The organism is Sphingomonas fuzhouensis, from assembly GCF_034659795.1.
GTDB lineage: Bacteria > Pseudomonadota > Alphaproteobacteria > Sphingomonadales > Sphingomonadaceae > Sphingomonas > Sphingomonas fuzhouensis.
Map to the genome: position 1 here is coordinate 834,389 of NZ_JAXSQY010000001.1, position 24,327 is coordinate 858,715.

20 protein-coding genes and 2 tRNA genes are annotated in these 24,327 nt (G+C 66.9%); 15 read left to right on the forward strand and 7 right to left on the reverse strand.

From position 1 onward, the window contains the following. The first annotated feature begins 3 nt into the window (after positions 1-3). The 5 genes from U1H82_RS03940 to U1H82_RS03960 all read left to right on the forward strand — a co-directional run bounded on the left by U1H82_RS03940 (position 4) and on the right by U1H82_RS03960 (position 5,476). On the forward strand, positions 4-1,557 hold the full coding sequence (locus U1H82_RS03940) for a tetratricopeptide repeat protein (RefSeq protein WP_322963604.1): 1,554 nt from the start codon (positions 4-6) through the stop codon (positions 1,555-1,557). Positions 1,558-1,598: 41 nt separating this feature from the next. Then, positions 1,599-2,435 (forward strand): 4-(cytidine 5'-diphospho)-2-C-methyl-D-erythritol kinase, encoded by an 837-nt coding sequence (locus U1H82_RS03945; protein ID WP_322963605.1) that lies wholly within the window; start codon positions 1,599-1,601, stop codon positions 2,433-2,435. 93 nt (positions 2,436-2,528) lie between these two features. After that, a complete protein-coding gene (gene recA, locus U1H82_RS03950) occupies positions 2,529-3,602 on the forward strand; it encodes a recombinase RecA (protein ID WP_058716777.1) in 1,074 nt (357 codons plus the stop codon). A 74-nt stretch (positions 3,603-3,676) separates the two neighbouring features. Next, the gene (locus U1H82_RS03955; protein WP_322963606.1) at positions 3,677-4,525 is read left to right on the forward strand and encodes a class I SAM-dependent methyltransferase; all 849 of its coding nucleotides are present in this window, start codon (positions 3,677-3,679) and stop codon (positions 4,523-4,525) included. Between the two features lie 324 nt (positions 4,526-4,849). Then, positions 4,850-5,476 (forward strand): glutathione S-transferase family protein, encoded by a 627-nt coding sequence (locus U1H82_RS03960; RefSeq protein WP_322963607.1) that lies wholly within the window; start codon positions 4,850-4,852, stop codon positions 5,474-5,476. 31 nt (positions 5,477-5,507) lie between these two features. Here U1H82_RS03960 and U1H82_RS03965 read toward each other — a convergent pair whose 3' ends face one another. Then, positions 5,508-6,839: a dicarboxylate/amino acid:cation symporter gene (locus U1H82_RS03965; RefSeq protein WP_322963608.1), complete on the reverse strand. Its 1,332-nt coding sequence runs from the start codon at positions 6,837-6,839 to the stop codon at positions 5,508-5,510. Between the two features lie 76 nt (positions 6,840-6,915). Between U1H82_RS03965 and U1H82_RS03970 the strand changes: the two genes are divergently transcribed. The 4 genes from U1H82_RS03970 (at position 6,916) to U1H82_RS03985 (ending at position 13,310) form a co-directional block, all read left to right on the forward strand. Continuing rightward, positions 6,916-8,172, forward strand: coding sequence for a M24 family metallopeptidase (locus U1H82_RS03970; RefSeq protein ID WP_322963609.1), 1,257 nt, complete (start codon positions 6,916-6,918; stop codon positions 8,170-8,172). 145 nt (positions 8,173-8,317) lie between these two features. Beyond that, positions 8,318-10,966 (forward strand): alanine--tRNA ligase, encoded by a 2,649-nt coding sequence (gene alaS / locus U1H82_RS03975; protein ID WP_322963610.1) that lies wholly within the window; start codon positions 8,318-8,320, stop codon positions 10,964-10,966. A gap of 23 nt (positions 10,967-10,989) precedes the next feature. Then, a complete protein-coding gene (locus tag U1H82_RS03980; protein ID WP_322963611.1) occupies positions 10,990-11,865 on the forward strand; it encodes a hypothetical protein in 876 nt (291 codons plus the stop codon). Then, positions 11,862-13,310, forward strand: a complete 1,449-nt coding sequence (locus tag U1H82_RS03985) for an MATE family efflux transporter (protein ID WP_322963612.1) — start codon at positions 11,862-11,864, stop codon at positions 13,308-13,310. The genes U1H82_RS03980 and U1H82_RS03985 overlap by 4 nt, the downstream gene beginning before the upstream one ends. 127 nt (positions 13,311-13,437) lie before the next feature. Here U1H82_RS03985 and U1H82_RS03990 read toward each other — a convergent pair whose 3' ends face one another. Continuing rightward, complete coding sequence (locus U1H82_RS03990) at positions 13,438-14,295, reverse strand: diacylglycerol/lipid kinase family protein (protein ID WP_322963788.1); 858 nt, start codon at positions 14,293-14,295, stop codon at positions 13,438-13,440. 103 nt (positions 14,296-14,398) lie between these two features. Here U1H82_RS03990 and hemB point away from each other — a divergent pair, with 103 nt between their 5' ends. Beyond that, positions 14,399-15,391, forward strand: coding sequence for a porphobilinogen synthase (hemB, locus tag U1H82_RS03995; RefSeq protein WP_322963613.1), 993 nt, complete (start codon positions 14,399-14,401; stop codon positions 15,389-15,391). Further along, positions 15,334-17,607 (forward strand): spermidine synthase, encoded by a 2,274-nt coding sequence (locus U1H82_RS04000; RefSeq protein WP_375339485.1) that lies wholly within the window; start codon positions 15,334-15,336, stop codon positions 17,605-17,607. Before hemB ends, U1H82_RS04000 begins: the two co-directional genes overlap by 58 nt. A gap of 5 nt (positions 17,608-17,612) precedes the next feature. On the opposite strand, the gene U1H82_RS04005 is transcribed toward U1H82_RS04000, so the two are convergent. Further along, entirely contained in the window at positions 17,613-18,155 is a 543-nt protein-coding gene (locus tag U1H82_RS04005; protein ID WP_322963615.1) for a hypothetical protein, read from the reverse strand. 142 nt (positions 18,156-18,297) lie between these two features. On the opposite strand from U1H82_RS04005, the gene U1H82_RS04010 reads away from it, so the two are divergent. Beyond that, a tRNA-Arg gene (locus U1H82_RS04010) sits at positions 18,298-18,374 on the forward strand. 36 nt (positions 18,375-18,410) lie between these two features. After that, positions 18,411-18,487, forward strand: a tRNA-Arg gene (locus U1H82_RS04015). A 65-nt stretch (positions 18,488-18,552) separates the two neighbouring features. Here the strand turns inward: U1H82_RS04015 and U1H82_RS04020 are convergent. The 3 genes from U1H82_RS04020 to U1H82_RS04030 form a co-directional block, all read right to left on the reverse strand. Next, positions 18,553-19,569: an LLM class flavin-dependent oxidoreductase gene (locus U1H82_RS04020; protein WP_322963616.1), complete on the reverse strand. Its 1,017-nt coding sequence runs from the start codon at positions 19,567-19,569 to the stop codon at positions 18,553-18,555. A gap of 76 nt (positions 19,570-19,645) precedes the next feature. Then, the gene (locus U1H82_RS04025; RefSeq protein ID WP_322963617.1) at positions 19,646-20,344 is read right to left on the reverse strand and encodes an anti-sigma factor family protein; all 699 of its coding nucleotides are present in this window, start codon (positions 20,342-20,344) and stop codon (positions 19,646-19,648) included. Next, entirely contained in the window at positions 20,341-20,832 is a 492-nt protein-coding gene (locus U1H82_RS04030; protein ID WP_375339494.1) for an RNA polymerase sigma factor, read from the reverse strand. Before U1H82_RS04030 ends, U1H82_RS04025 begins: the two co-directional genes overlap by 4 nt. An 80-nt stretch (positions 20,833-20,912) precedes the next feature. Here U1H82_RS04030 and U1H82_RS04035 point away from each other — a divergent pair, with 80 nt between their 5' ends. Together U1H82_RS04035 and U1H82_RS04040 are read left to right on the forward strand one after the other, a co-directional pair. Then, positions 20,913-22,193 (forward strand): S8 family serine peptidase, encoded by a 1,281-nt coding sequence (locus U1H82_RS04035; RefSeq protein WP_322963619.1) that lies wholly within the window; start codon positions 20,913-20,915, stop codon positions 22,191-22,193. Between the two features lie 69 nt (positions 22,194-22,262). Further along, entirely contained in the window at positions 22,263-23,141 is an 879-nt protein-coding gene (locus U1H82_RS04040) for a hypothetical protein (protein WP_322963620.1), read from the forward strand. 58 nt (positions 23,142-23,199) lie between these two features. Here U1H82_RS04040 and mgrA read toward each other — a convergent pair whose 3' ends face one another. Next, positions 23,200-24,276: an L-glyceraldehyde 3-phosphate reductase gene (mgrA, locus tag U1H82_RS04045; RefSeq protein ID WP_322963621.1), complete on the reverse strand. Its 1,077-nt coding sequence runs from the start codon at positions 24,274-24,276 to the stop codon at positions 23,200-23,202. Positions 24,277-24,327: the final 51 nt, after the last annotated feature.

A 24,327-nucleotide genomic window follows, 5' to 3' on the forward strand; every position in this document is an offset into this window, starting at 1 on the left:
GGCATGCTGCTGGTCGGGGCGTGCTGGTCCGCCCCGTCGCTCGCGGCGACCGAACTGCCCCGCTCGCCGCTGTCGGCCTATCTGGCGGCGCGGGTCGCGGCGGCCGACGGACGCTCGGCCGCCGCCAGCGGCGATTATGCGATCGCGCTGAGCGGCTGGCCCGATGATCCGGCCATCGCGGTGCGCGCCTATCGCGAGGCGATGACGAGCGGCGACGTGCCGCTGGCCCTGAAGGCCGCGCGGGTGATGGAGGCCGAGGATGTCGCGCCGATCGACGTCGCGCTCCTCGACCTGGCGATCGCGGCCCGCAAGGGCGACCGTGCGGGTTATGACGCCGCGCTGACCCGGATCGACGGCGGTGCGCTGCGTATCCTCGCCCCGACCCTGCGGGCCTGGGCGGCGTGGGATCGCAAACAACCGGTTGAACCCGGCCTGGACAGTGCGGGCAAGGAGCCGGTCGCACGGCGGTTGGCCGAGGAACATCGCATTCTCCTCGCGCTGGCTAGCAAGCGGATCGACCCGGCTTCGGCGCGGGTATTGCTGGAGACGATGCGCGCCGCCCCCGATACCCGGATCGCAGCGGCCGAGATGATGGCGGGGCGCGGCGACGAGGCCGATGCCCGCGCGCTGCTCAGCGATCCGCTGGTCCTCGCCGACCGCAAGGCGCTGGGCGTCAAGCCGAGCCTGGGCTTCGGCGTCTCGCGACTCCTGGTACGTATCGCCGCCGAGCTGGCCAGCGAAGGGCCACGTCCATTGGTCATCGCATTGGCGCGGACGGCGCTGATCGCAGACCCTGATAATGACCGCGCCCGATTGGTCATGGCCGAAGCGCTCTCCAAGGACGAGGCCTGGAACGCCGCCATCACCGCGATCGAGGATGTGCGCCCGCGCGGCGCCTTTGCGCACCGCGCCGCCATCGTCCGTATCGGCCTGCTCGCCGAAGCGGGGCGTCGCGGCGAGGCGCTGATGCTGGCACAGGGACTGGCGACCGCAAAGGATTCCGCGCTCGACGATTGGCAACTCTATGCCGACCAGCTGATCGCCGCCAAGCGGCCGGCGGACGCCGTGCCCTGGTATGAGCGTGTCACCCGCGCCGACCCGGCGATCCCCTGGGCGGCATGGCTGCAATATGGCGGCGCGCTCGACCAGGCGGGCCGCAAGGACGCAGCGGACGTGGCGCTGGCCAAGGCGGTGGAACTCGGCCCTGACGAGCCGCTGGCGCTCAACTATCTGGGTTATGCGCGGATCGAGCGGGGCAAGGACGTGCCCGGCTCCCTCGCGCTGCTCGAAAAGGCGAGCAAGCTGGCGCCCGACGATGCCTCGATCACCGATTCGCTCGGCTGGGCCTATTATAAGGCCGGGCAGACCAAGCGCGGCCTGCCACTGGTCGAACGCGCCGCCATGGCCGAGCCTGCCAACGCTGAGATCAACGATCATCTCGGCGACATCTATTGGGCGCTCGGGCGGCATTACGAGGCACGCTATGCCTGGCGCGCGGCGGCGCTGACCGCGGATGATAGCGAACAGGCCCGGCTTGCGGCGAAGATCGCGGGCTGACCGGCCTTGCCGCGTGCGCTGATGCGACGCATGGGACGGGCATGACTGCTATCGTCGAGACCGCCCCGGCCAAGATCAATCTGGCGCTGCATGTCCGTCGTCGTCGCGAGGACGGCTATCACGAGCTCGAGACGCTGTTCGCCTTTTGCCGCGACGGCGATGTCGTGACGGTGGCGCGCGCCGATCGCACTACCCTGACGCTGAGCGGGCCGTTCGCAAGCGTGCTGGCGGGCGAATCGCAGGACGACAATCTCGTCATGCGCGCGGCGTGGGGGTTCGGTGCGCGCTTCGGCGTGACGGAGGAGCATGCGATCACCCTCGACAAGCATCTGCCAGTCGCCTCGGGCATCGGTGGCGGCTCGGCGGATGCGGCGGCGACGCTGCGCGCGCTGGCGCGGCTGTACGGTGTTGCGATCGATCACCCTGACTTGTTCGTGCTGGCCGCCGAACTGGGGGCGGATGTTCCTGCCTGCCTGTTGGGACAGACGGCGCGCGGTGAGGGGAAGGGCGATGCGCTGCATCCGTTGGCGCCGCTGGGCGAGCGACCGGTCCTGCTGGTCAACCCCGGCGTCGGCGTATCGACGGCGGCGGTGTTCGCTGGCTGGGACGGCGTGGACCGGGGCGCGCTGGGGCAGGGGGATGTGATGACGATCGCGGCGGCGGGTCGCAACGATCTGGAGCCGCCCGCCCGCGCGATCGCGCCACAGATCGATGCGGTACTCGCCCTGCTGGCCCAGGCCTACGGCGTGGAACTGGCACGCATGTCGGGGTCGGGTGCGACGTGCTTTGCCATTTTCGCCGACACGGATACGCGCGATAGGGCGGCGGAAGCGGCGCGGGCGCAGGGCTGGTGGACGCTGCCGACTTTTTTGCGATAGGCTTTGTTCGCATCTTGTTCTCGCGGAACAAAGCGCATACATTGCAGATGCGTTGAATGGACCACAAGGTTGGTCTAGCGAGGGAAGCATCTGATGGCCGCCAATCTGAAAGTGATCGAAACAGGCATGGCAACCGCAAACGCAGACCGGCAAAAGGCGCTGGACGCCGCACTCGCCCAGATCGACCGGGCATTCGGCAAGGGCTCGGCGATGAAGCTGGGGCAGAAGGAGACGATGCAGGTCGAGGCGATCTCGACCGGCTCGCTCGGCCTCGACATCGCACTCGGTGTCGGCGGCTTGCCGCGCGGCCGCGTGATCGAGGTCTATGGTCCGGAATCCTCGGGCAAGACCACGCTGGCGCTGCACGTCATCGCCGAGGCGCAGAAGATGGGCGGCACCGCCGCCTTCGTCGACGCCGAACATGCGCTCGACCCGGTTTATGCCAAGAAGCTGGGCGTGAATATCGACGAACTGATCGTGTCGCAGCCGGATACCGGCGAACAGGCGCTGGAAATCACTGATACGCTGGTCCGCTCGAATGCGATCGACGTGCTGGTGGTCGACTCGGTCGCGGCACTCGTCCCGCGCGCCGAAATCGAGGGCGAAATGGGCGACAGCCATGTCGGCCTCCAGGCCCGCCTGATGTCGCAGTCGCTCCGCAAACTGACCGGGTCGATCAGCCGTTCGCGCTGCATGGTGATCTTCATCAACCAGCTGCGCATGAAGATCGGCGTGATGTACGGCAATCCGGAGACGACGACAGGCGGCAATGCGCTGAAATTCTATGCTTCGGTCCGGCTCGACATCCGCCGCACCGGCCAGATCAAGGACCGCGAGGACATCACCGGCAACACGACCCGTGTGAAGGTGGTGAAGAACAAGGTCGCGCCGCCGTTCAAGCAGGTCGAATTCGACATCATGTATGGTGAAGGCATCTCGAAGATCGGCGAAATTCTCGATCTGGGCGTCAAGGCCGGTCTGGTCGAGAAGTCGGGCAGCTGGTTCTCCTACGACTCGGTGCGTATCGGGCAGGGGCGTGAGAACGCAAAGAATTATCTGCGCGACAATCCCGACATGGCCGACCGCCTGGAACGGGCGATCCGCCAGCGGACTGAAAAGGTCGCGGAGGAAATGATGACCGGCCCCGATGCCGAGGACGACATCTGACGACATACGGCCCGCCAGCGATGGCGGGCCGTTTTGTATCAGGTGCACGGATTGCGGACTGGTAGGGTGGTGCGATGACCAGCGGGCTGGATTGGCAGGGGCGGGTCGGCGATGTCTGGGCGGCCGAATGGCGTCGGACGGAGCGTAGCCTCGCCGATCTCGCCCGACATCTGGATGCGGCCATCGCCAGTGCTGCACCAATGACGGGTAAGGCGCTCGATATCGGCAGCGGGGCGGGGTCGACCAGTCTGGCGCTTCATGGCATCCGTCCGGGTCTTCATATCACCGGTGTCGACCTTTCGCCCGGATTGGTCGCGCTGGCCCAGGATCGGGCGGGGCGTATCGGCTCCGGTGGTCCCCAATTCCGGTGTGCGGATGCGATCGAACTTGCCGAGCGGGAAGGGCCTTTCGACCTGTTCGTGTCGCGTCATGGCGTGATGTTCTTCCCCGATCCGGTCACGGCCTTTTCCCGTCTGCGATCGGCGGCGGGTGATGGGGCGGCGCTGGTCTTTTCCTGTTTCGACGACCGCGCGCGAAATGCGTTCGCGACGGTCGCGGACGAAGCGATTGGTGTCCAGCCTGCCCCGGAGAGTGGTTATCAACCCGGCCCCTTCGCCTTTGCCGACCGGGACCGGGTTGCCGCATGGCTCCATCAGGCAGGATGGCGGCCGGAGAGCGCGGCTCGGGTGTCGTTCGACTATGTCGTAGGTGAAGGCGACGATCCGGTCGAGGACGCTCTGTCCTTCCTGTCGCGGATCGGCCCGGCGGCACGGGCGATGACGCAGGCCGCGTCTGACGAACGGCAACGGATTGAGGGTGGCTTGCGCGCGGCGCTGATGCGATACCGTGTGGGAGACCGCATCGCCTTGTCCGCCTCGGCCTGGATTTGGCGTGCCGTCGCGGATGGCGCCCTCATGAAATGATGATCGTCAGAATCCCGGTGGCAATAATGAGATAAATCAACAGCGAGACGATAGTCTTCAACTGTATTCGCGCGGCTCGCCGGATGGCGCGAACGGATGTGGTGGTTTCTCTTCGCGGATCGATGATCGCCCATTCCTGTCCTTTCGGAGCGGGCTGACATGATAGGAACGCACCGCTCTCCTTCAGGGGTGGGGCATGTCCGCACGCTGGTCGCTCGTGATAATGCCCCAACCCAACCCCTCCGAGTCCGCGAGCCTTCATCGCCCCCGCTGGGCCCTCCACCCTTACTGGCGCGTTGTCGCGGCCGAATATGGGGAACAGGCATGACGATCATCGTCCATCATCTCGAAAACAGTCGATCGCAGCGCATCCTGTGGATGCTGGAGGAACTGGGCCTGCCTTATGAGGTGAAGCACTATAAGCGCGATCCCAAGACGATGCTGGCCCCGCGCGAACTGCGTGCCGTGCACCCGCTCGGCAAGTCGCCCGTGATCGAGGATGACGGGCTGGTGATCGCCGAGACGGGGGCGATCATCGAATATCTGGTGGGCAAGGGCGACGGGCGATTGGGGCCGCCCGCCCACCGCGAGGCGATGCAGCGCTGGCGCTTCTGGCTGCATTATGCCGAGGGTTCGCTGATGCCGCCGCTGTTCGTCTTGCTGGTGCTCAGCCGTGTCCCGGTGATGGGCAAGGTCGCGATGAAGCGGTTCCAGCCGATGGTCGACCGGCATCTCGATTATGTCGAGAGCGAATTGGCGCGGTCGCCCTGGTTCGCGGGCGACCAGATGACCGCCGCCGATATCATCATGAGTTTCCCGCTGGAGGCCGCCCGCTCGCGTGGCGGGCTGGACGAACGCCGCCCCGCCACCATCGCCTGGCTGGAACGCATCCACGCCCGCCCGGCCTATCAGGCGGCGCTCGCCAAGGGCGGACCCTATGCCTATGCGTGAGGCATAGGGTCGTCAGGTGGGGGGCCGGCGGTCAATGCCCTCCGATCTGCCGGAAGCTGTCGGGGGCGGGCTCGGCGGGTGTGCCGGAGGGCGCGTGCAGCGAGGGCACGTCCACCGGCTCGGGAGGATCGAGCGGCCCTTCCCATTTGGCGATGACCGCGCTCGCCACCGCATTGCCGATCACGTTGGTCGCCGAGCGGCCCATGTCGAGGAAATGGTCGACCGCCAGGATCAGCAGCAGCCCGGCCTCGGGAATGTTGAACATGGGCATGGTCGCCGCGATCACGACCAGCGAAGCGCGCGGCACGCCCGCAATCCCCTTCGACGTGACCATCAGGACCAGCAGCATGGTGATCTGCTGCCCGATCGACAGGTCGATGCCGTAAGCCTGGGCGATGAACAGCGACGCAAAGGTCATGTACATCATCGAGCCGTCGAGGTTGAACGAATAGCCCAGCGGCAGCACGAAGCTGGCGATGCGCGGCGGCACGCCGAACCGGTCGAGCCCCTCCAGGATGCGCGGATAGGCGGCCTCGGACGAGGCGGTCGAGAAGGCGAGGATCAGCGGCGCACGGATATGCGCGATCAGGTCGCGAATGCGCGGCCCGATGAACAGCGCGGCGATGCCGAGCAGCACGCACCACAGCAGGATAAGGCCGAGATAAAAGCTGCCCATGAAGATGGCGAGCTTGCCGATCACCGACGGACCCTGCTCGGTCAGCGTACCCGCCACGGCGGCGAACACCGCGATCGGCGCGACGCGCATGACATAGTCGGTGACCTGCAACATCACCGCGACCAGTGCATCCACGGCACGGACCAAAGGCGCGGCGCGCTCGCCGACCGCGGTGATCGCGACACCCAGAAACAGCGATCCGATGACGATCTGAAGCACTTCGTTGGTCGCCATCGCCTCGATCAGCGAGGCGGGGACGAGGTGGGTGACGAACTTCTGCAGGTCGAACCCGGCCTTAACCACCCCGCTATCGGCGGTGACGGCGGGCAGCGGCAGGTTCAGGCCGACGCCCGGATGCAGCAGGTTGACCAGCAACATGCCCAGGCTGAGCGAGACGAGGCTGGCCGAAATGAACCAGGCGAGCGATCGCACCCCGATCCGCCCCAGTGCGCGGGTGTCGCCCATCTGCGCGATTCCCGACACCAGGGTCGCAAAGACCAGAGGCGCGATAATCATCTTGATGAGGCGCAGGAACAGGCCGGTGACGATCGCAAAATAACTCGCGATCGTCTTCAGTTGCGCGGTCGCCTCCGCGCTGCCGTCGTTGAGCGACAGGTTGAGCGCGAGCCCCACGACCAGCCCCAAAATGAGGCCGATGAAGATGTACAAGGTCAGCCGCTTGGCCATGCATACCCCAAATTAGAATCCGCGCGCGAGCCAAGGGCATTGCGGCGCTCAGGTCAAGAATTCTATCGTCACCGTCATGCACACCCTCTTGTCCCGCCGCGCGATGATCGCGGCCGCCGCCCTGCCGCTCTTCGTCCGGCCGGGCCTGTTGCGTGCGGCGGAGCCCGATCTGTCGGCGCTGTCCGATATCACGGGCAAGGCGGTGCCGATCGGCCCGGCGGAGCGGGCGCGGCGGCTTGCGCGGGCGCAAACCCTGATGAAGGCGAATGGGATGGCTGCGATCCTGATCGAGCCGGGGTCGAGCATGGTCTATTTCACCGGCGTCCGCTGGGGGCGCAGCGAAAGGCTGACCGCCGCGATCCTGCCGGTCGAGGGCGAGCCGTGCGTCGTCACGCCGTTCTTCGAGGAGCCCTCGGTCCGCGAGACGCTGGCCGTGCCCGCCGAGGTACGGGTATGGCAGGAGGATCAGAACCCGCTTGCCGTCGTCGCCGGGTTCCTGCGCGACCGCAAGCTGACCAGCCGCCCGGTCGGAATCGAGGAAACTGCCCGATTCTTCGCGTTCGACGGGCTGCAAAAGGCCTTGCCCGGCGCCCGGCTGGTCTCCGCCAACCCGGTGGTGCGCGGATGTCGGATGGTGAAGACCCCCGCCGAAATCGCGTTGATGCAGTTGGCGACCGACGTGACGATGGCGGCCTATCGCTGGGTCTACCCCCGCGTCGAGGCAGGCATGACCGGTTCGGAGGTCGGCGCGCTGATGAATGCCGCCACCCGCAAATTGGGCGGTGCGCCGGAGTTCAGTATGGCGCTGATCGGCGAAGCCTCGGCCTATCCGCATGGCAGCAAGCAGGTGCACCGCGTCGCGGATGGTCAGGTCGTGCTGATGGACTGCGGTTGTACGGTACAGGGCTATCAGTCCGACGTGTCGCGAAGCTGGGTGCACGGCCAAGCGGGCACCGAGCAGAGCAAGGTCTGGGATACGGTCGCCAAGGGCCAACAGGTCGCGCGTTCGGCGGCGCGGATCGGGGCGCCTGCGGGCAGCATCGACGACGCGGTGCGGCGCTTCTACACCGCCCAGGGCTATGGCCCTGACTATCGCCTGCCCGGTCTGTCGCACAGAACCGGCCACGGTATCGGGATGGACGGGCATGAGCCGGTCAATCTGGTGCGCGGAGAGGCGACGCGGCTGGCACCGGGGATGTGCTTTTCCAACGAACCGGGGCTATATCTGCCGGGCAAGTTCGGCATCCGGATCGAGGACTGTTTCCACATGACGGATAGCGGGCCGGTCTGGTTCTCGACACCGCCCAAGGCGATCGAGGCGCCGATCGGGTGATCGCCGAACTGGACGAACAGGGCTATGCCCTGTGGCCGTGTGGTTTGTGCTGGGCGGCGGATCACCACGAATAAGGGGGATGCGATGAAGCGCCCCGGACGCGCGGGCGCTTGAGCGCGCGCAAAACCTCGCCTAAGTCGCGTGCATGACCTCGACCAACGACATCCGCCGCGGCTTTCTTGACTATTTCGGCAGCGAGGGGCACCAGATCGTGCCCTCCGCGCCGCTCGTGCCGCAGAACGACCCGACGCTGATGTTCGTGAATGCGGGCATGGTGCCGTTCAAGAATGTGTTCACCGGCCTGGAGTCGCGGCCCTATTCCACCGCGACCAGCTCGCAGAAATGCGTGCGCGCGGGCGGCAAGCATAACGATCTCGACAATGTCGGCTATACCGCGCGGCACCATACCTTCTTTGAAATGCTGGGCAATTTCTCGTTCGGCGATTATTTCAAGGAACAGGCCATCACCCATGCCTGGACCCTGCTGACCAAGGTCTGGGGTATCCCCGCCGAGAAGCTGACCGCCACCGTCTATCACACCGATGACGAGGCGTTTGACCTGTGGAAGAAGATCGCGGGGCTGCCCGATCACAAGATCATCCGCATCCCGACCAAGGATAATTTCTGGGCGATGGGCGAGAATGGGCCGTGCGGTCCGTGCTCCGAAATCTTCTACGACCACGGCGACCATATCTATGGCGGCCCTCCCGGCAGCCCGGAGGAGGATGGCGACCGATTCGTCGAGATCTGGAACCTGGTCTTCATGCAGTTCGAGCAGGAAGCCAATGAGATCGTCGGTGAGCTGCCCAAGAAGTCGATCGACACCGGCATGGGACTGGAGCGGATCGCGGCCGTGCTGCAGGGCGTGCACGACAATTATGACACCGACACCTTCAAGGCGCTGATCGCCGCGTCGTGCGAGCTGACCCATACCAAGGCCGAGGATGGCCAGAAGGCATCGCACCGCGTCATCGCCGACCATCTGCGCTCGGCCGGGTTCCTGGTCGCGGACGGCGTGTTGCCCGCCAATGAAGGGCGTGGCTATGTCCTGCGCCGCATCATGCGCCGCGCGATGCGGCATGCCCATCTGCTGGGCGCCAAGGAGCCGTTGATGCATCGGCTGGTCCCGGCGCTGGTTGCCGAGATGGGCGCGGCCTATCCCGAGCTGGTCCGCGCGCAACCGCTGATCGAAGCGACCTTGAAGCAGGAAGAGACTCGCTTCCGTCAGACGCTCGACAAGGGACTGAAGCTGCTCGACGAAGCGACGGCGGGCATGGCCCCCGGTGCGACGCTGGCCGGTGAGACGGCGTTCAAGCTCTATGACACCTATGGCTTTCCCTATGACCTGACCGAGGACGCGCTGCGCGCGCAGAATCTGTCGGTCGACCGCGCGGGCTTCGACGCCGCCATGGCCGAGCAGAAGCGCGCCGCGCGTGCCGCCTGGAAGGGCTCGGGGGCGAAGGCATCGGATGACGTCTGGTTCGACATCGCCGAGGAAACCGGCTCGACCGAGTTTCTGGGCTATGCCTCCGACACCGGCGAAGGCGAAGTGCTGGCGCTGGTCAAGGACGGCGCGCGGGTCGACAGCGCTGCGGCTGGCGAAAGCGTCGCGATCATCGTCAACCAGACGCCTTTCTACGGCGAAAGCGGTGGTCAGGTCGGCGACACCGGCACCATCTCCAACGATACGGGCCTGAAGGCCATCGTCACCGACACCTCCAAGCAGCTCGGCCGGGTGTTCGTGCACAATGCCGAGGTCCAGGAAGGCGGCATCAAAGTCGGCGACAGCGTGAAGCTGGCCATCGACACCACGCGCCGCGCCGCGATCCGGGCCAACCACTCGGCGACGCATCTGTTGCATGAGGCGCTGCGCCAGCGGCTGGGCACCCATGTCGCGCAGAAGGGCTCGCTGGTCGCGCCGGAGCGTCTGCGCTTCGACTTTTCGCAGCCGGTCGGCATGACCGCCGAGGATATTGCCGAGGTCGAGACGAAGGTGAACGAGCAGGTGCGCGGCAATGGCCCCGTCGTCACCCGCCTGATGACTCCCGACGAAGCGATCGAAATGGGCGCGATGGCGCTGTTCGGCGAGAAATATGGCGACGAGGTACGCGTCGTGTCGATGGGCGAGGATGCCGACGGCACCTACTCGCTCGAACTGTGCGGCGGCACCCACGTCAATGCGCTGGGCGAGATCGGCGTGTTCAAGATCGTGTCCGAAGGCGCGGTGTCGAGCGGCGTGCGCCGTGTCGAGGCGCTGACCGGCGAGGGCGCGCGCGCCTATCTGTCGCACCGCGACGAGATGTTGAAGGCTGCCGCCGCGACTCTGAAGACGACGCCCGACGAGGTGCCCGCGCGCATCGCCGCGCTGGTCGAGGATCGCCGCCGCTTGGAGCGTGAACTGGCGGAAGCCAAGAAGGCGCTGGCGATGGGCGGCGGTGCCGGTGGCGCGGCGGCTGGGCCGGAGCAGATCGGCGACGTGGCCTTTATCGGCCAGGTGCTCGACGGCTTCGAGGCCAAGGGGCTGCGCGGGGCGGTTGACGATGCCAAGCAGCGTCTCGGCGGATCGGGCGTCGCGGTGATGGTCGCGATCAATGACGGCCGTGCTTCGGTCGCGGTCGGCGTCACCGACGACTTGACCGCCAAGCACAATGCGGTCGAGCTGCTGCGGAAAGCCGTGGCGGCACTGGGCGGGCAGGGCGGCGGCGGTCGTCCCGACATGGCGCAGGGCGGCGGCCCCGACGGCACCAAGGGGGCCGAGGCGGTGCAGGCGGTTCGGGACGCACTGGCAAGCTGATGACCGCTAAAGGGGGGCGAGTGATGCGAAGACCTGTTCTTGCGGTTTTGTCATTGCTCGCCTCCCTGGGGGTGGCGCCTGGTGCCTGGGCACAGGCAGGCGCCTCATCCGCTGCCGACCCGATCGTGGTGACGGCTCGCCCCCTGCCGCCTCGACGCGAGACATTGCGCTGGTTCGGCGCGATTTCGGGCTATCCCAGCGGGGACTCGCCGTTGTCGCGCCTGACCGAACCCTTGTGTATCGGCAGCGCGGGACTGGCGGCCAAGGCGGCGCTGCCGATCGCCGACCGTATTCTGGGCCATGCCGAACGGCTGGGCATACGGCTGGGTGGCGACAAATGCCGCCCCAATGTCCTGATCCTGTTCGTCGACCATGGGGCGCAGCAGATCCAATGGCTGATCGATCACCGGCCCGGCATCTTCGGCAATCTGCCCTATTCCGATATCCGCGCGATGGCCAAGGACAAGGGGCCGGTGCATGCCTGGCACCTGACCGCGATCACCAGCCGTGACGGCGACCAGCTGATCCTTGGCGCAGGCAACATCCCGACCTTGAACATTCCCAGCGCCAGCCGGATCACCCTGTCGACCAAGTCGCATATCGCGGCGGCCGTGGTGATGATCGACCGCGACGCGGTGAATGGGAAGACGATCAACCAGATTGCGGACTATGCCACGATGCGCGCGCTGGCGGTCGTCCGGCCGCGCAAGGCCGACGGCATCGCGACGATCCTGACCTTGTTCGATCATGACGCGGAGCCGGAGGGGCTGACGCCGTTCGACTGGGGGTATCTGCGCGGGCTGTATTCCGGTGAGGGGAATCAGAAACCCGGTTTCCAATATGCGGCGATGGCGCGTTTCATCGACGAGGAAATCAAGGCCGGAGACAAGAAGCCGTGAAACCCCAAAGCGGGCGTCGTGACCTGACCGCCGGGCCGATCGGCCGAACACTGCTGTTATTCGCGCTGCCGACTTTGGGGTCGAGCGTGCTGCAGTCTCTGAACGGATCTATCAATGCGATCTGGATCGGCCAGTTTCTGGGCGAGCGCGCGCTGGCCGCGACGACCAACGCCAACATCATCATGTTCCTGCTGGTCGCGGCAACCTTCGGCTTCGGCATGGCGGCGACCATCCTGATCGGCCAGAATATGGGGCGGCGCGACGTGGAGGCGGTGCGCCGGGTGCTGGGGTCGGCGCTAGGCCTGTTCGCGGTTATCTCGAGCGCGACGGTGGTGATCGGCTGGCTGGCGGCACCGGCCATCCTGCGCGCGCTGGCGACCCCGGCGGAGGTGTTCCCGCTGGCGCTGGCCTATCTGCGGGTGATCTTCATCGCCATGCCGCCGGGCTTCATCTCGGTCCTGCTGACCATGGCGCTGCGCGGCGTCGGGGATTCGATCACACCGTTGAAGTTCATGGCGCTGGGCTCGGTCCTCGACGTGGCGTTGAACCCGGTCTTCATCCTGGGGCTCGGGCCCGTCCCCGCGCTGGGGATCGAGGGTTCGGCGATCGCGACCTTGATCGCCAATACCGGATCGCTGCTGGCGCTGGTTACCTATCTCTATGCCAAGGATTTGGTGATCCGGCTGCGGGGGGCGGAGTGGCGCTATCTGTTGCCGACGGCCGGACTGCTCAAGACCATCGTGGTCAAGGGGTTTCCCATGGGCCTCCAGATGCTGGTCGTCTCCACCTCGGCCCTCGCGATGATGGGGCTGGTCAATCGGCACGGCACCGCGACCACGGCCGCTTATGGCGCGGCGAACCAGCTCTGGACCTATATCCAGATGCCCGCCATGGCGGTGGGCGCGGCGGTCAGTGCGATGGCGGCGCAGAATATCGGGGCGGGGCAGTGGGACCGGGTCGACCGGATCACCCGCGCCGGGCTCCGCATGAACCTGTTGCTGACCGGCGTGCTGGTGCTGATCGTGACGCTGCTCGATCGCCATGTCCTGTGGCTGTTCCTGGGCAATGAGCGGGGCGCGATCGACATCGCGGCGCAGATCAACCTGATCGGCGGATGGAGCTTCATCCTGTTCGGCGTGTCGATGGTGTTGGCGGCGACGGTGCGGGCCAATGGTGCGGTGGTGGGACCGCTGGTCATCCTGGCGATCTCCATGTTCCCGGTCCGCTTCGGCCTTGCCAACCTGCTGGAGCCCAGGCTGGGGGCCGACGCGATCTGGTGGAGCTTTCCGGCAGGGTCGTTGGCGTCGATGCTGATGACGATCGGCTATTATCGCTATGGCGGCTGGCGCAAGGGCCGGATGGCGGTGACGGCGGGCAAGGAAGAGTGCGAGGAACAGGCGCTGGCGGAGGGACAGCCGACCAACAAGGCGATGCCGGTCGGGTAGAAGCAAAATTCCTCCCCTGTAAGGGAAGGGGGACCATCCGGAGGATGGTGGAGGGGTGTCCCCGCTGGCGGTTACACCCTTCCGTCAGGGCTTCGCCCTGCCACCTCCCCTTACAGGGGAGGAATGGTCATTCGGCAGGCGCCATCACCTCGATGATCCCCGGCGCAATGCGCGCGGTGACGGGCGTTTGTGCCAGCACCTCACCGTCGATCGAGATGGGCAGCGGCGGGATGGTGGTGAGTTTGATCTCGCGGCCCCGGAAATCGCGGACCTTTTCCTTGCGATAGTCGCTGCGCAGAATGCTTGCCGCCCAGTTGACGATCAGGCGGCGCTTCACATGGCCGCACACCGCCTGCACGACGATCTCGCCCGAGTCGACCTCGGCGGCATCCACCAGCTCCGTGCCGCCATGATAGGGGCCGTTGGAGATGCGCACCTCGACGACGCGCAAGCGCTCGCGCTTCCCATTCTGCTCGACGATCAGGGTGAAGGGGCGGAAGCGCAGGAACTGATACGCCGCCCAGCCCAGATAGCCCAGCCGCCCCGCCACGCGCTTCAGGCCGTGCGGCACCGTCTCGGCGATCTTCGGGCTGATCCCCATCGCGGCGCAATTGGCGTAATAATCATCGTCGATCATGCCCAGGTCGATCCGGCGCGGGCGGCCGTTGCGGATCACGTCGATCGCGCCCTCGATGGTCAGCGGAATGCCCAATGAGCGGGCAAAGCTGTTCGCGGTGCCCAGCGGCAGGACGCCCAGTATCACGTCATGCCCGATCATTAGGTCGACCAGCCCGCTGATCGTCCCGTCGCCGCCGCCCAGGATCAGCAGGTCGGGCTTGGCGGCGAGCAATTCGCGCACCGTCGGCTCCAGATCCTCGGGCTCCTCGACGGCGCGCGCATCGACCGGATAGGGAAGGTCGGCCATCGCTGCACAGGCTTGCCGGAACAAGGCCTGGCCGCGCCGCGACTTGGCATTCACCACCATCGCCGCCGATCGTATCTCGCGCACTATCCAATTCCTTTCGCCCCCGGAACGCTTTACACGCAACGCTTGGCAAGCGCGGTCCGATCCCGCAAAAGCCCTTTTGATGACTGCATCTTATCCCGCGCTTCGCCTTCGCCGTACCCGCGCCTCGCAGTGGAGCCGCAGGCTCCATGCCGAAACGGTGCTGACCCCGGCCGATCTGATCTGGCCGCTGTTCGTGACCGAGGGGCAGGGGGTGGAGGAGCCGATCGCCAGCCTGCCTGGCGTGTCGCGCTGGTCGCTGGACGGAATCGTCGCGCGCGCGCGGGAGGCGGCGGATCTGGGCATTCCCTGCCTGGCGTTGTTCCCCAACACGCCGTCGCACCTGCGCACCGATGACGGGCGCGAGGCGATGAACCCCGACAATCTGATGTGCCGGGCGATCCGCGCGATCAAGGATGCGGTGCCCGATATCGGCGTGCTGACCGATGTCGCGCTCGATCCCTATACGACGCATGGCCATGACGGGCTGGTCGACGCGGCGGGCTATGTCGTGAACGACGACACGGCCAACGCGCTGGTCGAGCAGGCGCTGACCCAGGCGCGCGCCGGTTCGGACGTGATCGCGCCGTCCGACATGATGGACGGCCGCATCGGCATGATCCGCGCCGCGCTGGAGAACGAGGGCTTCGTCAACGTCCAGATCATGGCCTATGCCGCCAAGTACGCCAGCGCCTTTTACGGGCCGTTCCGCGACGCGGTGAACACGCGCGGGCTGCTGAAGGGGGACAAGCGCACCTATCAGATGGACCATGCCAATGCCGAGGAGGCATTGCGCGAGGTCGCGCTCGACCTGGCCGAGGGCGCGGACAGCGTGATGGTGAAACCGGGCCTGCCCTATCTCGACATCATCCGCCGGGTGAAGGACGCGTTCCGGGTGCCGACCTTCGCCTATCAGGTGTCGGGCGAATATGCGATGATCGAGACGGCGGTGGCGGCGGGTGCGGCGGATCGTGACGCGATGGTGCTGGAGACGCTGATGGCGTTCAAGCGCGCCGGATGCTCGGGTGTGCTCACCTATCATGCCGCCCATGCCGCGCGACTGCTGAACGCCTGACCCTTTCTTCCGTGTCCAGCCGACGATCCGATCTGGCGGCGCGCGCGCTGTTCGTCGCGACGATCCTGATCGGATCGTTCCTGCTGTTCCTGGTCCAGCCGCTGGTCGCGCGCATGGCGCTGCCTCGGCTGGGCGGGGCGCCCGCCGTCTGGAACTCGGCGATGTTCGTCTATCAGGCGTTGCTGCTGGGCGGTTATGCCTATGCCCATGCGCTGGGCCGGTGGCGTCCGCGCGTGCAGGCGGGGGTGCATATTCTGTTGCTGGCAGCGGCGGCGCTTTGGCTGCCGATCGGATTGATGGCGGTGGACCTGCCGTCCGATGCCGAACCGGCGCTCTGGGTGCCTTGGCTGCTCGGCCTGTCGATCGGGCCGCTGTTCTTCGCTGTGTCGGCTCAGGCGCCGCTGATCCAGCGCTGGTTCGCGCTGGCGCATGTCGGACGCAATCCTTACGCACTTTATGCCGCGTCCAACCTGGGCAGCTTTGCCGGACTGATCGCCTATCCATTGCTGGTCGAACCGGCGATGACCCTTCATGGCCAGAGCCTGTTGTGGAGCCTGGGCTATGGCCTGCTGGCGGTGCTGGTCATCGCCTGTGCGACGCGGCTTCCGGCTTCGAGCGATCGGCAAGCGACCATTGTATCGACGTCGCCTCCGCCCGGATGGCGGCGGATTGCCTATTCGGTCGCGCTGTCGGCCGTGCCTTCGGGGCTGGTTCTGGCGACCTCGACCTATATCACCACCGATATCGTCGCGATGCCGCTGCTCTGGGTGCTGCCGCTGGGTCTGTATCTGGCGAGCTTCATCATCGCCTTCGCCACGCGGCGGGGGGCGGCGGATACGCTGACCCGGATCGCGCCGGTGACGCTGCTGCTGTTCGGCGGGGTCATCATGGGCGGCTATCCGGAGCGGCCCTATTCCAACGTCGTCGTCGCGCTGCTGCTGCTGTTCATGGTGTCGGTCGCGCTGCACACCGCCCTATATCGCGCGCGGCCCGCGGTCGACCGGCTGACCGGCTTCTATCTGTGGATGGCGGTCGGGGGTGCGCTGGGCGGGGTGTTCGCGGGCATATTGGCGCCGGTGCTGTTCGACTGGACCTATGAATATCCGCTTCTGATCCTCGCGGCTGGGGTGCTGATCCCGCAGCAGTTCATCCTGCCGATGATCCGCGACCTGTGGCGGCGGCATCCCCGCGCGATGCTGATCGCGCTGGCGGTGGTGATCGGGCTGGTCCTCGACCTGCGGCTGGTCGGGCCGGCGGCGTGGTTCGGCGAAGAGCGGCAAGGGACGGTGTTCCTGGTCATCGCCGCCTTGGGCTTCCTGACCATCGGGGCGCGAACCGGTTTCGTGCTGTTGCTTGGCGGGGCGCTGGTGCTGTTCGGCGGATACCGCGCGCTGTCGCTGTCGATGGAGCGTGATGCCCGGATGCGTAGCTATTTCGGCGTCTACACCGTGCGCGACGGCGCGGGCTATCGCGAGTTGGACCATGGCTCCACCGTGCACGGCATCCAGTTGCGCGGATCGGCGGCGCGGGAGCGGACGCCGACCACCTATTATGCCCCCTATTCGGGTGTCGGCCGGGCCATGCGCGCCGCTCCGTTGCTCTATGGCCCGGCGGCACGGATCGGTGTGGTCGGACTGGGGACGGGGACGCTCGCCTGCTACGCTCAGCCGGGCCAGCGTTGGCGCTTCTACGAGATCGATCCGGTCATCGCCCGCATCGCGCGCGACACCGGCCAGTTCAGCTATCTGCGCCGGTGTCTGCCCGATCCCGTCATCCGCATCGGCGATGCCCGCATCCGCCTGGCCGCCGAAGCGCCCGCCAGCCTGGACTTGCTGGCGCTCGATGCCTTTTCGTCCGACGCGGTTCCGGCGCATCTGCTGACTCGCGAGGCGTTCGCGACCTATGCCCGTGTGCTGTCGCCGCGCGGATTGCTGCTGGTCCATATCTCGAACCGATTCGTCGATCTGGAGCCGCTCGTCGCCGCCGCCGCGCGCGACGGAGGCTGGGCGATCGTGCGGATGAGCTATGTGCCGACCGAGCTGGATCGCCAGGCGCAGGCGACGGCTTCGGTCTGGCTGGCGCTGTCGCGCGATCCGCGTGTGTTGAAGACGCTGGAGGCGCAAGGGGGCGACTGGACCCCGGCCGTGGCCCCGCCCGGCCTCGCGGCCTGGACCGACGATTATTCCAGCGTCCTGCCCTTCATCCGCCGGTTCTGATCGCGTCAGGCGGCGGGCAGGCTGTTGCTGAGCGCGCCGATCCGTTCCTGCTGTTGCGTGCCCGCCTTGACCGCCCGCTCGCGCAACGCGGTCAGCGCCGGATAGGGGGGCTCCAGCCTATTGGCGCGTGCAATGGCATCCGCGTCGATCTCGGACAGGAGCGAGGATGTCCGCGAATAGATATCGTCCAGGCCCGCCAATTGGGTCTGCGCGGTCAGCCACGCGTCGCTGCCCACCTTGTCACCGCGCGCCTTGGCAGTGCTGATGCGCGCCTCCTCATAAGCCTTGGCGAACGCGTCCTCGATCTGGCCGAGGCGTGTGGTCATGTCGGCGATCTTGGCGTCGAGCGCGGGATCGGGGCGAAGCGGGACCGGCTTGACCACCGGTTCGGCAAAACCCTGTTTCTCGACCGGCCGCACCGCCAGCGACGGATAGGGCGTCGTGTCGCGATCCCGCGCGCATCCGCCCAGGCTCAGGCCGACGAGAAGGACACAGGCGCGCAGCATAGGGGTGGGCCGGGCGAACGAGGCGGGGCGATAGGATGTCATCGCTATCTTCCTAACCGCAACAGGGGTGCCGAACCAAATGCCGTAAATCCCGCCCCAGGTCCGCCTTGCGAAAAAATGTGGATAACCTTTGCAAAGGGCTTGCCAAGATTCCGAAGCGCTTCTATCAGCCCACCTCCACAGCGCGCCCGTAGCTCAGCTGGATAGAGCATCAGACTACGAATCTGAGGGTCGGACGTTCGAATCGTTCCGGGCGCGCCAGTGGATCAAAATCAGGTCTCGACAGAGGCCCCATGCGCGCCCGTAGCTCAGCTGGATAGAGCATCAGACTACGAATCTGAGGGTCGGACGTTCGAATCGTTCCGGGCGCGCCATTTCTTCCTACATCATTAGTTTCCAGACGCGTCGGCCCCGACCATGGCCGGGGCCTGTCCCGTCGTCAGCGCCAGCCGAGTGCGGGTGCGATGTGGCGCAGGATGTTCTCGATCACATGCGCGTTGTAATCCACGCCCAGCTGATTGGGCACGGTGAGAAGCAGCGTGTCGGCCTCCGCGATCGCCTCGTCAGCGCGCAGCTGTTCGATCAGGCGCTCGGGCTCGGCGGCATAGGAGCGGCCGAAGACCGCGCGCATATTGTCGATGACACCGACCTGATCCTGGCTGTTGTCGCGGCCGAAATAGGCGCGGTCCTGATCGGTGGTCAGCGCGAAGATCGAACGCGAAACCGAGACGCGCGGGGGGCGCCTATGACCCGCCTCTGCCCAGGCCGCACGATAGGCGCGGATCTGCTGTGCCTGTTGGACGTGGAAGGGCTCGCCGCTCTCATCGGCCTTCAGGGTCGAGCTTTGCAGGTTCATGCCCTGCTTCGCCGCCCAGATCGCCGTGGCGTTGGAGGCCGAGCCCCACCAGATACGGTCGCGCAGGCCCGCCGAATGCGGCTCCAGCCGCAACAGGCCGGGCGGATTGGGGAACATCGGCCGGGGATTGGGCTTGGCGAAGCCCTGGCCCTTTAGCAAATGCAGGAATACCTCGGCATGGCGACGGCCCATATCGGCGTCCGTCTCGCCCTGCGCCGGACCATAGCCGAAATGGCGCCAGCCATCGATCACCTGCTCAGGCGAGCCCCGGCTGATGCCCAGTTGCAACCGCCCGCCACTGATGAGGTCGGCCGATCCCGCATCCTCGACCATGTAGAAGGGGTTTTCGTAGCGCATGTCGATCACGCCGGTCCCGATCTCGATCCGCTTGGTCCGCGCACCCACGGCGGCGAGCAGCGGGAAGGGGGAGGCCAGCTGCTGCGCGAAATGATGGACCCGGTAATAGGCCCCGTCCGCACCCAGTTCCTCCGCCGCGACCGCCAGGTCGATCGACTGGAGCAGCACGTCCTGCGCCGAGCGCGTGGCGGACTGGGCGGAGAGCGACCAATGGCCGAACGACAGGAAACCGATCTTTTTCATGCACCCAAGATAGGGCGGATGTGGATTTGGTCCACTTGCCTGCCGGAAACGCTCGCTTTCCGAAAAGGCGGTGTCGTTACCGGCTGCGCCAGCCGCTCGCGATCGCCTTCTTCTCGCCCGCGGCGTCGAGCGGCATGTCGGCCATCATGTCCTGGGCCGCCGCCATCAGGGCGGCGTCGGACGATCCGGCCTGCTGATAGCCGCCGCGCGTCGACATGGTGCTGCCCGGCATGGTCCGGCGGAGCGCCCAGCCTTTGGGGTCGCGACAGGCGATGCCGTCCGCTTCCGCCGACTGGAAAACGCGGCAAAAGCCATTGTCCTGCGCGCGGAAGCTGACCGCGACGCGGACCGGGCCGCCGGTCCCGCTCGGCTGATCGTTCAGTGCACGGGCCAGCGATCCGGACGCATAAAGGCCATGGTCGGTCGCGGTGATCGGCCCCTCCTGATGGACGCCGCGCCCGATCAGCACACCGACGACCAGGCACGCGGCCATTGCGGCCGCCGATCGCCAGCCCGCCGACAGACGGGGCGTGCGGGGCGCACGCCGGGGCAGCGGCACCACATTGCTGGTCAGCAGTGCGGCCAGCCGGTCGGGCACGGGCTCGTCCGCGATCGGGGCATAGGCGGTGCCCAGACGGGCCTTCAGGCGGCGATGACGGGCGACTTCCTCGGCCAGTACCGGGTCGGCGGCGATGGCCCGTTCGACCCGCTTCGCCGTCAACGGATCGAGCGCGTCGTCGGCATAGGCCATCAGCAATTCGGGTTCGATCGTCATGCCGCTTCTCCCAGCCGCGCCATCAGCGCCTGCCTGCCCCGTACCAGTCGCGAGGTCAGGGTGCCCATCGGAATGTCGAGGATTTCGGCGGCCTCCTTATAGGCCAGCCCTTCGACCAGAACGAGCGCCACCGCCTCGCGCTGTTCGTCGGGCAGGGTGCGCATGGCCGCCTCCACCTCGTTCAGCGCGACGCGGGCCTCCGCTTCGCCCGGCGCACCGACACCCAGCCCCGCATCCTCGGCGATAAAGGTCTGGGCCGCGCGCTGGCGGGCGCGGGCGGTGTCGATCCAGGCGTTGCGCATGATCCGGTACATCCAACTGTCCAATCTGGTTCCCGCCTGCCACGAGCCCCGCGCCATTAGCGCCTTTTCGACCGCGACCTGGCAAAGATCGTCCGCATCCGTCCCGTCATGGGTGAGCGATCGCGCGAACCGCCGCAGTCGCGGAAGCAGCGCCAACAACTCGGTCTCGAAAGCGGCCAAACCTATTTCCTTGTTGCAGGGATGAAACGGATGCGGTTGATCGTTTAATCCATGTCAGCACAAATTTTGGCAATGGGTGAGCGGCGATGAAGCGGACGACCCGCTATCTGGCAATCCTGGCGGCCACCGCCGGGCTCGGGATGGGCGTGACGGCGGGGCGGGCGCAGCTTTTGCCGTCCATGCCCGCCATGCCGTCGCTGCCCGGTGCGATCCCGTCGATCGGGCGGGCGCTGCCTTCGCTGGCCGATCCGGTGATCGAGCGGGTCGAGGGACTTTCGCGCGCGGCCGCCCGGCAATTGGATCAGATGCGCCGAACCGCCTATGCCCAGCTCGTCCGCGAGCACCCGGACGCCATCGCCCTGGACCCCAAGGGCTTTCCGGCGCGCGCCGGCGAGGTCGTCGTCGATGCCCCGAGCGAGGCGCTGCTCGCGGCCGTCGCACGGCTGGGCTTTACGGTGATCGAGCGGGACGATGTGCTGGGGGTCGGCTTCGTCCGCCTGCGCGTGCCGCCGGGCCAGTCGCTGAAGGTGGCATTGACGACGCTGGAAAAGCTGGGCGGAGAGGTCAGCGCGGACCAACTTCACTTGCCGAGCGGTGGCATGGCCCCTCTCTGGACGACCGCCTTGGCCGAGCCCGGCGGGGGCGGCACGATGGTCGGGGTGATCGATGGTGGGGTCGAGGGGGCGGCGCTGGCCCAGGGCTTCGCCACCGGCGCGCCGCGTCCCAACGACCATGGCACCGCCGTCGCCTCGCTGATCGCCGGGCGCGATGGCGTGCGCGGCGCACTGCCCGGTGCACGGATCGCCTCGGCCGATGTCTATGGCAGCGATCCGGCGGGCGGCAACGCGACCGCGATCGCCAAGGCGCTGGGCTGGCTGGTCGAACAGCGCGTGCCCGTCGCGACGATCAGCCTGGTCGGGCCCGCCAACCCGCTCCTCGCGCGGGTCGTGGCGGCGGCGCAGGCACGGGGCCTCATCATCGTGGCGGCGGTCGGCAATAACGGCCCCGCCGCGCCGCCCGCTTATCCCGCCTCCTATCCCGGCGTGATTGCGGTCACCGGGGTCGATGCCCGGAACCGCCCGCTGATCGAAGCCGGACGGGCGAGCCATCTCGATTATGCCGCACCGGGCGCAGACATGCTGGCCGCCGGGGTCGGCGGTCGCCGGTTCAAGGTGCGGGGCACCTCCTTTGCCGCGCCGCTCGTCGCGGGGCGGATCGCTGCGGCCTATCCCATGCTCGATCCCCGCCGGATGCGGGCGGCACTAGCGAAGGTGGATGCTGAGGCCAAACAAATCGGGCGGCGTGATGAAGAAAAATTCGTCGGTCGTGGAGTGGTTTGCGGCGATTGTCGCACGCCTGCGCAATAAAATGCATTTTTTCCGGGATTAAATTTGAAACCTCGGTCGTTGTCTCCTCAGAAGTTAAGGAGAACGATGATGAAAACGCTTCTTTCCAGCACCGCAATCCTTGCTGCCGCGCTTGTCGCGATGCCCGTATCGGCGCAGCTGCTTGGCGGCGGCGGCGGTCTTGTCGGCGGTGGCGGCCTGAGTGGCCAGCTTGGTGGCGTGACCGGCGGTCTGACCGGGGGCCTGAATGGTGGCGCGAGCGGGGCTTTGAACGATGTCGGTCAGACGGGTCGTGTCGCCACCGACACCGCCACCCGCACGCGTGGCTCGGTGCGCGGCGACAGCAATGTCGACCTGCGTCGGGGCCGGGTGTCGGCTTCGGGTAATGCCTCGGGCGGTTCGACGCTGGACAGCGCGACGCGGGTCGGGAACCAGTCAGGCAGCACCAATGGTTCGACCTCGGGCTCGGTCGGCGGCTCGGTCGATGCGCAGCTGGTCGGCACCGATGCGGTGCGCGATGTCGCGGGTCGCGGGGTGAATACGGTCGGCAATGTCGCCGGGCGCGTGCGTGACACGGCGGGTGCCGTCGGCAACCGGGCGCGCGGCGCGGTATCCAACCTGGCCGATCGTGCCGGTAATGCCGGTGGCAATGTCGCGGGCTCCGGCTCGGGCACGGCGTCGGCCTCGGGCGGCAACGGATCGCTGACCGGCAATCTGGCGCTGGCCGGTAGCGGCGCGGCACGGGGCGGTGCGTTCCCGGTCAATCCGGGCATGGTCGTCAACGATGCGCAGGGCCGGGCGATCGGTGCGGTCCAGGCGGTGCGGACCAACGCCCAAGGCGCGGTCGAGCGGGTGATGGTGAAGGTCGGTAACAAGATCGCCGACCTGCCCGCTGCCAATTTCTCGGGCTCGGGCAGCGCACTGGTCTCTGCGATGGGGCAGGGCGAAGTCAGCAGCGCCGCCAAGTAACGGCGCTATCAGGAAAGGCGATGCGTCCGACCCGAAGGGGCCGGGCGCATCGTCGCATTCAGGCGGGTATGCCTTGCGCGGCAGGCAGTTCGGCGATGTCGGAGGATTCGGCCCACAGGTTGATGCCGCCATCCTCCGCCGCCTGATCGATCGCGGCCAGTTCGTCGGTCGTGAAGTCCAGCCGGGCAACTGCGTCGAGCGAGTCGTCCAGTTGCTCGACCGTCCGTGCACCGATCAGCGCCGAGGTGACGCGCGGATCGCGCAAGACCCAGGCGATCGCCATCTGCGCCAGCGTCTGTCCGCGCGCCTGGGCAATGGCGTTCAGCCGCCGGATCGCGGCCAGATTCTGCTCGGTCAGCAGCGATTGCGACAGCGATCCGCCCCGGCTGGCACGCGCATCTTGCGGCACGCCGTTCAGATATTTGCCGGTCAGCATGCCCTGCGCCAGCGGCGAAAAGGCGATGCACCCTGTCCCAAGTTCCGCCAGCGTCGCCAGCAGATCGCGCTCGATCCAACGGTTGAGGATCGAATAGCTGGGCTGATGGATGAACAGCGGCACCTTCTCCTCCGCCAGGATCGCCGCCGCGCGCCGGGTCAGCCCGGCGTCATAGGAGGAGATACCGACATAGAGCGCCTTGCCTTGCCGGTGGAGCTGGACCAGCGCGCCCATCGTTTCCTCCAGCGGTGTCGTGGGGTCGACGCGGTGCGAATAGAAGATGTCGACATAGTCGACGCCCATCCGCTTCAGGCTCTGGTCGCAACTGGCGATCAGATATTTCCTGGACGAGCCGATATCGCCATAAGGCCCCGGCCACATATCCCAGCCCGCCTTGGTCGACAGGATCAGTTCGTCGCGGTGTGCGGCGAAGTCGGTCGCCATTACGCGGCCGAAATTCTCCTCGGCCGAGCCGTAGGGCGGGCCATAATTGTTCGCGAGATCGAAATGGGTAACGCCCCGGTCGAAGGCGCGGCGCAGGATCGCACGGCCCGTTTCAAACACGTCGGTCCCGCCGAAATTCTGCCATAGCCCCAGGCTGATCGCGGGCAGCTTCAACCCGCTGCGCCCCGTGCGACGATAGGGCATCCGGCCGTCATAGCGGGCAGGATCGGCAGCATAGGGAGCGGGGAAGGGCATGGATCGGTTCCTCTCGTATCGGCACGGGCTCTACCGCCAAGGGCAGCGTCC

Excerpts from the sequence above, each read along its gene's own strand:
- U1H82_RS03940 (WP_322963604.1), top strand. The coding sequence starts at position 4 with ATGCTGCTGGTCGGGGCGTGCTGGTCCGCCCCGTCGCTCGCGGCGACC.
- U1H82_RS03945 (WP_322963605.1), top strand. The coding sequence starts at position 1,599 with ATGACTGCTATCGTCGAGACCGCCCCGGCCAAGATCAATCTGGCGCTG.
- recA (WP_058716777.1), top strand. The coding sequence starts at position 2,529 with ATGGCCGCCAATCTGAAAGTGATCGAAACAGGCATGGCAACCGCAAAC.
- U1H82_RS03955 (WP_322963606.1), top strand. The coding sequence starts at position 3,677 with ATGACCAGCGGGCTGGATTGGCAGGGGCGGGTCGGCGATGTCTGGGCG.
- U1H82_RS03960 (WP_322963607.1), top strand. The coding sequence starts at position 4,850 with ATGACGATCATCGTCCATCATCTCGAAAACAGTCGATCGCAGCGCATC.
- U1H82_RS03965 (WP_322963608.1), bottom strand. The coding sequence starts at position 6,839 with ATGGCCAAGCGGCTGACCTTGTACATCTTCATCGGCCTCATTTTGGGG.
- U1H82_RS03970 (WP_322963609.1), top strand. The coding sequence starts at position 6,916 with ATGCACACCCTCTTGTCCCGCCGCGCGATGATCGCGGCCGCCGCCCTG.
- alaS (WP_322963610.1), top strand. The coding sequence starts at position 8,318 with ATGACCTCGACCAACGACATCCGCCGCGGCTTTCTTGACTATTTCGGC.
- U1H82_RS03980 (WP_322963611.1), top strand. The coding sequence starts at position 10,990 with ATGCGAAGACCTGTTCTTGCGGTTTTGTCATTGCTCGCCTCCCTGGGG.
- U1H82_RS03990 (WP_322963788.1), bottom strand. The coding sequence starts at position 14,295 with ATGGTGGTGAATGCCAAGTCGCGGCGCGGCCAGGCCTTGTTCCGGCAA.
- hemB (WP_322963613.1), top strand. The coding sequence starts at position 14,399 with ATGACTGCATCTTATCCCGCGCTTCGCCTTCGCCGTACCCGCGCCTCG.
- U1H82_RS04000 (WP_375339485.1), top strand. The coding sequence starts at position 15,334 with ATGCTCGGGTGTGCTCACCTATCATGCCGCCCATGCCGCGCGACTGCT.
- U1H82_RS04005 (WP_322963615.1), bottom strand. The coding sequence starts at position 18,155 with ATGACATCCTATCGCCCCGCCTCGTTCGCCCGGCCCACCCCTATGCTG.
- U1H82_RS04020 (WP_322963616.1), bottom strand. The coding sequence starts at position 19,569 with ATGAAAAAGATCGGTTTCCTGTCGTTCGGCCATTGGTCGCTCTCCGCC.
- U1H82_RS04025 (WP_322963617.1), bottom strand. The coding sequence starts at position 20,344 with ATGACGATCGAACCCGAATTGCTGATGGCCTATGCCGACGACGCGCTC.
- U1H82_RS04035 (WP_322963619.1), top strand. The coding sequence starts at position 20,913 with ATGAAGCGGACGACCCGCTATCTGGCAATCCTGGCGGCCACCGCCGGG.
- U1H82_RS04040 (WP_322963620.1), top strand. The coding sequence starts at position 22,263 with ATGAAAACGCTTCTTTCCAGCACCGCAATCCTTGCTGCCGCGCTTGTC.
- mgrA (WP_322963621.1), bottom strand. The coding sequence starts at position 24,276 with ATGCCCTTCCCCGCTCCCTATGCTGCCGATCCTGCCCGCTATGACGGC.